At 55.6% G+C, this 10,798-nt stretch carries 9 protein-coding genes and 1 pseudogene; 4 read left to right on the top strand and 6 right to left on the bottom strand.

All coding sequences use genetic code 11. From position 1 onward, the window contains the following. Positions 1-220: transposase (locus GA0061099_RS38060; RefSeq protein ID WP_199751059.1), on the bottom strand; the 220-nt coding region annotated here is incomplete at its 3' end. A gap of 75 nt (positions 221-295) precedes the next feature. Between GA0061099_RS38060 and GA0061099_RS38055 the strand changes: the two genes are divergently transcribed. Beyond that, positions 296-1,213, top strand: coding sequence for a S8 family serine peptidase (locus GA0061099_RS38055; RefSeq protein ID WP_074448611.1), 918 nt, complete (start codon positions 296-298; stop codon positions 1,211-1,213). An 84-nt stretch (positions 1,214-1,297) separates the two neighbouring features. Here the strand turns inward: GA0061099_RS38055 and GA0061099_RS38050 are convergent, their stop codons facing one another. Genes GA0061099_RS38050 through GA0061099_RS43330 form a run of 4 tightly spaced genes read right to left on the bottom strand, consistent with a single transcriptional unit; the run spans position 1,298 to position 6,220 of the window. Next, positions 1,298-3,085 (bottom strand): ATP-dependent helicase, encoded by a 1,788-nt coding sequence (locus GA0061099_RS38050; RefSeq protein WP_074448610.1) that lies wholly within the window; start codon positions 3,083-3,085, stop codon positions 1,298-1,300. Further along, positions 3,078-4,883 (bottom strand): ATP-dependent nuclease, encoded by a 1,806-nt coding sequence (locus tag GA0061099_RS38045; RefSeq protein ID WP_074448609.1) that lies wholly within the window; start codon positions 4,881-4,883, stop codon positions 3,078-3,080. Before GA0061099_RS38045 ends, GA0061099_RS38050 begins: the two co-directional genes overlap by 8 nt. A gap of 24 nt (positions 4,884-4,907) precedes the next feature. Continuing rightward, complete coding sequence (locus GA0061099_RS38040) at positions 4,908-5,627, bottom strand: class I SAM-dependent methyltransferase (protein WP_141697798.1); 720 nt, start codon at positions 5,625-5,627, stop codon at positions 4,908-4,910. After that, positions 5,624-6,220: an AAA family ATPase gene (locus GA0061099_RS43330; RefSeq protein ID WP_158644924.1), complete on the bottom strand. Its 597-nt coding sequence runs from the start codon at positions 6,218-6,220 to the stop codon at positions 5,624-5,626. Before GA0061099_RS43330 ends, GA0061099_RS38040 begins: the two co-directional genes overlap by 4 nt. Positions 6,221-6,891: 671 nt before the next feature. Here GA0061099_RS43330 and GA0061099_RS38025 point away from each other — a divergent pair. After that, positions 6,892-7,716, top strand: a complete 825-nt coding sequence (locus GA0061099_RS38025) for a hypothetical protein (protein WP_074448605.1) — start codon at positions 6,892-6,894, stop codon at positions 7,714-7,716. Here GA0061099_RS38025 and GA0061099_RS38020 read toward each other — a convergent pair. Next, positions 7,713-8,339, bottom strand: a complete 627-nt coding sequence (locus GA0061099_RS38020; RefSeq protein WP_158644923.1) for a YqcI/YcgG family protein — start codon at positions 8,337-8,339, stop codon at positions 7,713-7,715. The two genes, GA0061099_RS38025 and GA0061099_RS38020, sit on opposite strands and share 4 nt — an antisense overlap. A gap of 1,208 nt (positions 8,340-9,547) precedes the next feature. Here GA0061099_RS38020 and GA0061099_RS38010 point away from each other — a divergent pair. Both GA0061099_RS38010 and GA0061099_RS38005 read left to right on the top strand, forming a co-directional pair. Further along, complete coding sequence (locus GA0061099_RS38010) at positions 9,548-9,979, top strand: hypothetical protein (protein WP_074448602.1); 432 nt, start codon at positions 9,548-9,550, stop codon at positions 9,977-9,979. Positions 9,980-10,452: 473 nt separating this feature from the next. Beyond that, positions 10,453-10,798: pseudogene (locus GA0061099_RS38005) on the top strand (transposase); the annotation flags it as partial.

Genomic DNA, 10,798 nt, shown 5'->3' with positions numbered 1-10,798 from the left:
CCGCCTTGGTCTGCAGCGTTCGCTCGTAGCTGCCTGCCCGCGTGTCCTGCCGCGCCGGGCTGCGCTCATACCGCCCAGCACCGCACAGCTGGTCCGCTTCGGCCTCCAGCATCGCGTTCAGTGTCTCTTCCACTGTCCCGCGGACCATCTCGCCCAGGTGATCTCGAATCCGGGCCTCATCAATTTGGATCACCTGACCCATGGCATTCCCATCGTTCATTCAAAGCTCCTTCATTCTAGAAGAAGCCGTCAATCCTGAAAGTGCGAAAGAATCTGTACGTTATCCCAAACTGAGATGCTGACTCTCGGTTCTCTGTCATTGCTAACGACCGGCAACGACGCGGGCCAGCCACTCGTCTCTTTCGACGCGACGAGTGCCGCTGCCGCCCAGGCGGCGCGAATGGCCGCGCGTTTGGCCGCCGAACATCCCGAATATTGGCCGGAAACGATTCGCGCGATGATGGTCCACAGTGCCGAATGGACCGAGCCGATGCTGCGGACGTTGACGGAGACCGCATCGAAGAGAGCGCGATACGACATGGTGCGCCGGTTTGGGTACGGCGTGCCGAGTTTTGATCGGGCCAACGCGTCAGCGACCAATCACCTTGCGTTATTCGCGCAGGCCGAGATTCAACCATTCAAGAACGACAAGGGTAGGAAATTCAACGAGTGCCACTATTACACCCTTCCGCTTCCCTCCGAAATGCTCGAGGAGTTGGAGAACGAAATTGTTGAGATGAAGATTACGCTGTCCTATTTCGTCGACCCAAACCCGGGGCTTTCGGCCAACGTTGACGCGCAGCGATATCAATCTCACGGCCTTCGCTTTGACCATCAACGGAAAAACGAGACGGCGCGACACTTCAAGCAGCGAGTGAACCCAACCGAACGGGAGAATCCTAAGCAAAGGCCAGCGTCAGCAGCGTCTTCCGACCAGCGGTGGATGTTAGGCGAAGACAGTATATCAGCGGGGTCCATCCATTGTGACGTATGGACCGGTCCAGCGATCGAGCTCCTCAACAGAAACCTTTTATGCATCAAGCCCGTGAACGGCTGGTGGCGTCAGCGCGCTTCGACAAAGGTCTGCGATCGTAAAACAAGGTATGCCCTCATTGTGACGCTTAAAGCACGCAATGCCGAGCTCGACATCTACACCCCAATACGGACTTCTATCGGGCTGCCGATCCCTGTCGTTGTTGAAACGCCGGTATAGGAACGTCAAACGCGCGGCGTGATAAGAAGGAAAAAATGGGGGGGCAACGGCTATTTCTGTAAGTGACCTGCGACGATTACATATCTATCCCGTTGCTACTTCCATCCGCCTCTGTACTTCGACTACAAATGACGAGGGTCGCGCTGCCGTGTAGACCACGTGGAGCTCTTCCTTTGGTCGGGTAAAACCGACGTAAAAGGTCCTGCGAGCCTCTCGTATTTCATTTGAGCTGGCAGCGTTCCGAGGAAGACGGCCGACATCCATTCCGAAGAGGATAACAACGCGAAACTCGCGCCCCTTCGCACTGTGCAACGTCGAAAGGTTGAGGCGTTCGTTCTGTTCTCCATCTTCGGCAAATTGTTCAAGCGTCATTCCGTGCGCGTCACCATCTGCGCCACAGCGTTCAATGAACAGTCTAAGTGTCTCCGCCTCGTCCCGCACAACTTTTCCTGAGAGGAACTCACTAAATGCGTCATCACGGACGCCTTCCAGCCAATCGTGGACCGGAATCGTTCTCGTACGGCGGCTCCACAACGCGGAGATTAGTCGACGCTGGAGCTTCAGCTTCAAACCATCTGAAATGATCTCCTCAGAGAATATCCGTACCCCGTCTCTCACCAATTTTGTGAAGTCCGGCTCTCCGCTCCGCCAACCGCTACAGCACCAAAGCGCGCAGTCTTCGAGCCAGCGCATGATCCGGCTCGATCGCGGATACAGTGCGTTCGCGTCCGCCCGCAGGACTCCCAAGCCATACCGAGCGGCGAGCTGGGCAACCGCATCGCCGATCCACGCGGCAGGGTAAAGTATGGCGATATCGCCGAGACGCAACTTTCCGAGCCTTCTCTGTAGATCGGGTAGGACCACGGAAAAAAAGTGATTTGCCTGGTCCTCATAGCTGCCAGCAAGCGCGTGAAAAAATATCTTTCCCTCATGGGCTCCTGGCGGGGTCTGATAGCCACGCACTTCACCCAGGGCAAACTCCGAGGCGGCGACTATGTTCGAGCCACATCGATAGTTGAACTCAAGACATACCGTCTGAACGTCGGCCCGATCTGCGACCTGCTGGAGCGATTCCGGGTGCGCTCCGGTAAAGCCGTATACAGATTGATCGACATCCCCGACGGCGAATAAGCGTATTCCCGTGCTAAAGCACAACCCCATCACCATTCGGTGCAGAGCACGTCCTAGATCCTGATATTCATCTACTACCAGCACCGGAAACTTAGCCAGGGTCGCGCGTTGAAGCCACGCGTGTTCCCGAAGCGCCCGGACGGCCAGCAATGGCATATCATCGAAATCAATGGTCCCCATCTTCCGAAGTTCGTCTTCGTAAGCCACAACCAGTCTGGACATTTGAGGGTCTACGGTTCTCCATTGTTCGCTCTCGCGATTGAGAATCGAGCGCCGGTGCCGCCCCATGGCGAATTTTGTATCTTGGGGGTTTCCGGGACCGCCAATGACCCGCTTGTGAGCACGCTCAAGCGCTAAGGCTTGATCACGTTGGGTCGCGACCTTGAAATCGTCGGGTAGCCCAAGCTTGGCGGTCTTCGCGTACGGAAGAACGATTTCGGTCAAGGAGAACGAGTGAACTGTGCCGACGAAGAGGCGCTCATCAGCCTCAATTCCCAATTGTCCAAGTCGGGTCTCCAGCTCCCTGGCGCATTCATTGTTATACGTGATGCACGCCACACCGCGCGGGTTTTGGACGTCCTCATACAGGATACGAGCAAGCTTTGTCGTCAAGGTCTTGGTCTTACCGCTGCCGGGCCCAGCCAATACAACACAATGCCCCTTAGACTCGTACGCCTCCCATTGCGCCGCATTTGGACGGAGTTCGTCGGCCGCCCGGAGATACAGGGCTCGATTAGACATTTTTGACCACGTGCGCGATAGCCGCTTTGATGTATCGTGGCGGCTTGAGCGCCCCCAGATTGGCGGCGAGACGCTGAGCAAAGCGGCCTTTTCCGATAGCGTCAATAAGGGTTAGGTAGTGGTCGCGGTCCAATGATTTAGGGTCTTTTTCCCAAGCGTCGATCCATGACGTTCGCTTCTTTCCGAACTTTCCTTCGCGCAGCGTTCTAATAATCGGCTTGATGAAATCACCCTCGAATAGGTCGACTTCCAACGTGTCGATATTCGAGAAAATTCCAAACGCTTCGCACCGTTTGCAGAATTCATTCGGATCTTCGAGCTCGTCGAGCTCTGACAGCACCGCTTTTGGCTTCTTGCCTGTGCGGACCTCTTCGATAATTGAAACCAAGTTGTAGGTACGATTCCAGCCAAGTGCGTCGGTCTCGTCGTCCTCGCCAGGATCCCAGTCGGTAATCACCGCAAACGGGATCTTTAGACCCGTAAGAAGTTTCGCATAAGGAGCGAAGTTCGTGCCGCTGACGGAGCAGACGCTTATTCCAAGCTTATCCAAACTGATGGAGAGATTGGCCGCAAATGCAGGTACGAGGAAGCGTTCAGCGTCCCCTTCGACGAGTATGACTCCTCGCGCAAACAGCAGTTCTGCGCGGGTCACGTCTAAATAGCGGGCTAAGTCTGCGACCTCATCGTCAGAAAATGGTATGGCAGCGGTGGAGTACCCCTTTGTGCCATCGTCCTTGGAGGACTTGAGCAGCAAAAGTGAGCGCAAAGGAGCCACGCTTGCGACATGCGGAGAGTGGGTTGTGAGGAAGACGGATAATTCGGTCTGGGTGCCCTCGTCACCGAACATCGTTTCGAAGAAGTGCCGGTAGACAGACCGCTGCAAATGAGGATGAAGGTGCGCTTCCGGCTCCTCGATGGCCAGGAAGGTGTGGTCGCGTTTGTTGTCCGCTATCAATGCTTTTAGCTCGATGGCCTTCAGCGTGAGAAATACGAGATTGGCCGAACCGAGGCTGGCGTCGTTTATCCCTCTCTTTCCGTCATCTATCAGCAGCTGAATGCTGCGATAAAGGCGGACAGCATCTGCGGGCACGAACCCCAACTTTGGATGGACGTCCTGCTTTGGCCCAGCCATGTCGGAGAGAAAGTCGCTTATGGATGACTCAAGCCCCTCAATTTCATCGAACTCGGCGAGTTTCTCAGTCGCTTCTTCGATTGCAGTGGCGATTTCGTCCAGATCAGACTGTTCAATCTCTGAGAAGGCAGCCTCAACCAGCGGCCTCAACGGCGAACGTCGCCAGTTCGCCAAGTCACTCTCGGCGTCTCGAAGTGCGGGCAACAGGTCGAGTGGCAGCCGACGCCTCAGGTTGTGGCCGAAGGTCCTAGCCCCATTCTCCCCACCGTAGCAGACGAATTCGTAATCCTCGTCGGCCTTGGGTTCTCCGGTAAGCCCTGCCTTCGGTCTAAATTCGTACGTCAGCCTAACCGTAGACGGGTCGTCGCTCAGCCTGAACGCGGTCAGGAGCGCCAGCACATCAAAATCGCGCTCAAAATCCTTAATCTCAACGGAGATCCTGATATTCGTATCGGTGCCAGGCTGCCCTAAGCCATCCCAGAAGTCCGCCAAGCGGAGTTGGCGCGCACTATCTGGTAAGGTCGCATCGAAGATGAGGCGAAGCGCATATAGCAGATTGCTCTTGCCAATTCGGTTTTCGCCAACCACGACGATGTTACCGCCCAGCTTGACCTCAAAGTCCGAGAACGTCCTGAAATTCTGGATGCAGATCCTTGATAGGTGCATGATTCTCCCTCCCCGCCACGCAACCTACAGGTGCGGCGAATCTCGGTAAAGCGTTCTCCTGCGCTTCTCAGAGCCATCTCCCGTTGCGCGTCTAACCCCAATGCACGGCCGGAAGGACGGGGAAACTGCCGACAAGGTCACCCTGCTAGCTGTCAGGACTACCCAAGAACGTCCCATGTCGAGAACTCGCACTGATGCGAACCCTTCGCCATTTAGGAGCGACGCAAGTTCATTCGAGTCCCAACGAAATAAACTGGAGAACGAGCTCGGCAGCCTGTTTGAGAGCGTTACATCAAATACGATGTAGCGGCGGCTCAGCTGCAGCGCTCGCTTCAGAAGGCCGGGGCTGTCGGGCACACCGCTAAGAACCCCTGGCAAAACGCACACATCGAATTGGCTAATATCAGTCTCGAACGCGCTTTTTTCCATGTACGACAGACCTGGATTGCGCTCCTTCGCTTCGCTTACGAACTCTGGGACAATATCGATGCCTAGATAATCGCCAGTTGATGTGTAAAATCTGGCGAGTTCCCCATATCCACAGCCGATCTCGAGTAGGCTCATCGGCGCTCCCGCCTGCAGAAGCCGCAGCTGCTCTGCGATGGCCAATAGCTTTAGTTCGTGTTGATTCTTGTCGCGGTAAAACATCATCTCTGGGCAGAAACCCAGCTCAGCGAGCCGCGTTTGGTATAAATTGCGCAGTTCATCGTCAGAGCTTACAGGTTCTCCCCCCAGTTGGATCACTGCTGAAGTCTCGGCCGCAGTATTTTGTCTACTTTGGTTGCGGTCTCCGCCACTGACCCAGATGCTTCGACGAAGTACGCAGGGCACTTGCTCAAAGAGCTGTATAGAATGCTTACGCAATTCAGCAGCTGAGAGTGAGTCTCCAGGTCAGAAGGCACTCTAGCCTGACGACCCGATGCGTTTGTATCGCTGCGGCGGAGCACAGCTTCTGAAGACGCGTAAAGGTGAACAATCGCCCCGTACTGGAGCTGCTCAAAATACCTCATCCCATCTGGCGACGCGAGGTAGCCAAACCAGTCTTGAGAGACGGCGTGGGAGTCCAAAAGAATCCATCCATCATCGGCTGCTTGCGCCCTCACTTCTTGCGCAAGTATCGCCGTCGCACGATCCAGTACTTCCTGGGTAACCAGTGCTGTAGTGCTCTGGCGGAGAGCTTTCTCGTCGATATCGGGGGCGCTTTCACGTAGGACTCGCAGGATCAGCTGCCCGAACGAGATGTGCGTGTATGCTGCAGACGCATCTTGCAGTAAACGGTAGCAAAGGCTTGTCTTTCCTACCCCTGGAACACCATTTACCAAACAGAGTTGTCTCACCGTTGCCTCCTGAGCAGGACATGGCCCCACTGGTGGTAGTGATCCACCGGGTACTCAATGTGGGCCGGGTCGAGAGTGGGCTGAAGAACTCGGTTGTGCAGGACTATCCAATCCTTCAGGCTTGCAGCCCAAGTTTTCCACCAGCTCGCTTCTGGACAGTTCGGGCGACCTTTGTACTTCTCCTCATAAGGGAGCATATAGTCGATATAGAGCAACCCGCCGACGCCAACGAACTGCTGAAGATGCGATACGATCGTGAGCGCTGAGTTTGGGATATTGCAAGAGTACTGCACCATCCCGCTAACCCATACGCCTCGACACGGCTTCGGCCGCATAGACAAAATATTGCATTCGACAATGTGAACGTTGCTGAGGAGCCGCTCAGCTGCAAGCCTGCCAGCCAGGCCTAAGATGTGGACATCTCCATCAGCTCCAGGCTTCCTTCCACCGAACAATGCTACGCTATCGCGGTCGACAGCAAGCACACTAAGATTCGTGCGTGCTGCCGGCAGCACAAACTTCCCATCTGCGCACCCAAGGACGGCTACGTCGTATGCTTGCCCACACCGCGGGGTGCTCCGCAGTCTTTGCAAAAATGCGTAATAACGGGACGGCGGCCGTCCCCAAGCGCTGGACGTTCTCAAATTGTCCTCATAGAATCGAGCTAACGCATGAAGCAACAGCACGACCTCTTCGAAACGTCACCGTCCACGGACCTTGCTCATTCTCCGTCCCGCGACTCTATCCTCCAGATGGCCTCGCTCATACACAGGGCATTTTACACGGGAGCCTTTGGCGGGACAGTGCATGAGGTCTTTCCTAATATCGAGAAGACCTCCCTCGCTTGGAGAACTTACTTTACGCTACCTTGTGCGGTGAACTACCAACGCCAATCAGAAAGCCTTTGGCGTGCGGCTCTGAGAACGTACAGTGACCCGGAGACAAACTTCGTCTTCAACTGCAACAACGTGACTGAAGGTGAGAAAGCCTACCGAGCGGCGCTCACAAAATACAGCCTCGCCGCTCAACCCGATAAGCAGACGCGTATCTGGTTTACCATCTCATCCACCTTGGCCGAACGCTTTGGTGGAGACCCCGACGTCTTCGCAGCGCACTTTGACTACGACGTCGTACGAATCAAAGACTACGTAATCAACAATAAGTCCGCTTTCCCTTATATCAGCGGGCCGAAACTTCTCAACTACTGGCTGTACATATACAGCTTCTTTGATTGCGGGAAGTTAGTCAACCGGCGGGAGATCTCAATAATTCCCGACATTCATGTCAAACGAGCCAGCGCCGCGCTGGGGTTGGTAGACGCGAAGCAATCAGAGGACGCTCAGACTGTGGCAGAAGCCTGGGATAAGCTGCTCATTGGCACCTGTTTTGCGCCTAGCGATCTTCACGCGCCGTTATGGCGCTGGAGTCGCGCAGGCCTCCCTAGCTCCCGACAATTGGAAGAGCGCATAACCTTGGCAAGCTCCAAGGTCGCCTAGCTTGATTCTAGCGGTTCGCGCAGGTCAGCCCGGACGAGAGACTCCCACCAGGGAATACCTGCGCCTTCGTGGTCAAGAAGAAAGCGGTATGCCTTCGGCGTTCCGAGGCTGTGATGGGCAAAGTATGACTGCTTCGCTCTATAAAAACTACGCTGCGCACGCGAGCTGTACGATTTCCTCCTGCGCCCGGACGTTATTCTCAACTCACTAAACAATGCCTCAGGTTGAAGCAGGACGAACGCGTTACCGTGCGTAAACCTCGGATGCGACGGCTTGTATTCCGGCGCCAGGACGACGACGAAGAAGTCCGCCCCATTCAGCGAAAGTCGCCAGTTCTGCGACTGAATATCAGCGTAGATGCGCTCCGGCTGGAGGTCGATCGAGCATAAAAGGAGCGTGTGAAGCACCTCGGCGAGGCCAGCAAGGGCCGAACCGTAGAACTCCGGAACGAGCTCAACGAGAACCGCATCCGTCTTATGACGATCAGGCTCCCTAGAGAACTTCCTGACACAGGTCACCGCAGATATGAAGTCGTCTTTAGTTACGACCTTGCAAGTTATATAGTTGGCCCATCTCGCGAAAGGGCATGCTGTAGTTACGAACACCCCCTCGAAGCCCGTCAAAGAGTCCCTCGGCAAGTAGCTGGTTACGACCCAGAACACCGCGCTAAAATTGACTCTGCAGCATCCCGAGTTCCCTCGGCAGAATCAAGCACCGTCTTCGGGGTCACAAGCCCCGACTACCTTGCTATCGCAACTGTAAGCACGACGGTCTTAAGTAGATCCGAAGTTAGATTGATTGCATTCGCAAGAATGCTCGGGTGGACGTGCAGCATAAGAACGAAACATGAACATAGAGTCAAGGCGACTAAGGTTGCATCGCGCTCCGGCCGCATCAAGGGTCGAGACGAGCGGCAAGCCGCCCTTGACGCGGACCGGACGCGACGCAGTTGGCTGGCCATCGCTCTATGCCGAAGAATCGGCATAGCTGCCGGGGAGACGGACGCAAACGAATGGAGCTGGCAACCACTCGGGCTGGGTGGCGTTGCAGGTAAACGCCTCCTTAAGACGTGCGGCACTATTTTAGCGGAAGCGTTCCGCAGAGGATTGTGACCGGACGGTGTTTAGCACAAATTTTAGCACACGCTTAGCACAGCATCTAAAAAGATAAGCAAAACAAGCTACTTACCGCTTGACAGGAGGACTTCGGAGAAGTTCTAGAGGCACCCCCCAAGCTGAACGTATAGGGAAGCGAACGCCAATATTCAGTGTGCCGGGGCGTTCTTCCACGTCCCCAAGTCCCCATCTCCACAAGATTTTCATCTGGGACCAGACATCTGACGGCACGATAGATACAATGGAAGGCTGCAGATTATTTCATTTGAGTGCCACGTGGGCACTTTTTCACGTCTCGAACGAAACTGCACTCCAGGGGACCATAGCGTGCGTGCCGGTGATCCTATTGGCCGGCTGCACGACTTATGCGTCATCGTCATCAATCATACCTCCGTCCGCATCGCCGACGCTGGGGGCTTACCCAGCAGGAGCTCGCATTCTTGATCGGCGTAAAGAGCAGGACCGCAATCTCTCGAATTGAAGGCTCAAAGCGGGCCCAGCCTCGATGCCGTGTTCATATGCCAGATGATCTTCAATACGTCCCCATTGGAGCTGTTTCCTGGGCTCATGTCAGACCTACAGGTGGCCATACTTCGGCGTGCCAGCGAACTCTATGAAGCGCTTCAGGGCAACCCATCCAAGGCAACGCGCCTGAAGCTTGATTTCCTCGAACGGTTGCTGGAGCGAGTAGAAGGGAAGCGCATCGATTCAACGGTATGACGGATGACTACCGGTCCTTACTCGTGCTCTCTATCTATCTAAACACGCGCGGCTTTGCGTTCATCGTGTTCGAAGGCCGCTCATCACCGTACGACTGGGGAATACGCGAGACGCGCGGACCTCGGAAGGGGAAGAAATGCCTGCTGCGTATCTCCCAAGTCATCGATCGATACGCTCCCGATGTGCTCGTCATCCAAGATACCTCCGAGCAAGGTACGCGACGGGCAGGATGGATCAGCAAGCTCAACGGCTCGATCGCTGGACTTGCGAAAGATCGCGCCATTCCCGCTTTTGCATACTCACGCCATCAGGTGCGACGTGCATTCGAGTGCTACGGGTGCCCGAACAAGCAGGGCCTCGCCGAGGTAATCGCGAAGCACATTCCGACTTCGAGCAATACGTCCCGCCGCCCCGTAAGCCGTGGATGAGCGAAGATCGCCGGATGGGCCTGTTTGATGCGGCGGCTTTGGCACTCACGTTCTTTCGAACGACGGGCAACCAACTCGGGTAATAGAGTGTGGAAATTGAAGACCTCGCGCAGAACGCGCATTTTCTCCTTGCATTCTGACAAAAGAAGCATCAACTTGAAGCAAGCGATTGAGCGCCTGACAGCTGCCCACAAAACGGCGGCGCACCGAGCCCGCAGTTCTTTTTCAACTGGCAGCGTCGATTCCATCGGAAGGCACCGCAGTGAGGGCGCCGATTTGCGGCTGACAATCAATATTGCGCATTCCTTGGGGCAGCTTTTTCCTCAGAGCGGCAACGACCTTGCGCGTCTCAATAATTGTCATTGCGCGAAGTAGAGGCTTGTGCAACGGCCAGATCGAAAAGCGAGTACTGACGTTGCCCCGGGGCTTAATCCAGTTTGAAGTTCGTTCTGGCCCACGACGAGGACCAGAGCATGAAGCGTAGCGGCTTTACGGAAGAGCAGATTATCGGGATCTTGAAGGAGCACGAGGCCGGGGTGTCGGTCGCCGATCTATGCCGCAAGCACGGCGTGAGCGACGCCAGCATCTACAAATGGAAGGCCAAGTACGGCGGGATGGACGTCTCCGAGGCCAAGCGGCTGAGGACGCTGGAGGACGAGAACACGAAGCTGAAGCGGCTCCTGGCTGACGCCATGCTGGACAATGCGGCGTTGAAGGACCTTTTGGGAAAGAAGTGGTGACGCCCGCGGCCAAGCGGAAGGCTGTCGCGCATCTCGTGGATGCCCACGGGATGAGCGAACGGCGGGCGTGTAAAGCCAT

The sequence above is a fragment of the Bradyrhizobium yuanmingense genome (genome assembly GCF_900094575.1).
GTDB classification, from domain to species: Bacteria; Pseudomonadota; Alphaproteobacteria; order Rhizobiales; family Xanthobacteraceae; genus Bradyrhizobium; species Bradyrhizobium yuanmingense.
Note: the sequence above shows the minus strand (reverse complement) of the source record. Positions and strands in the feature narration are given on the sequence as shown.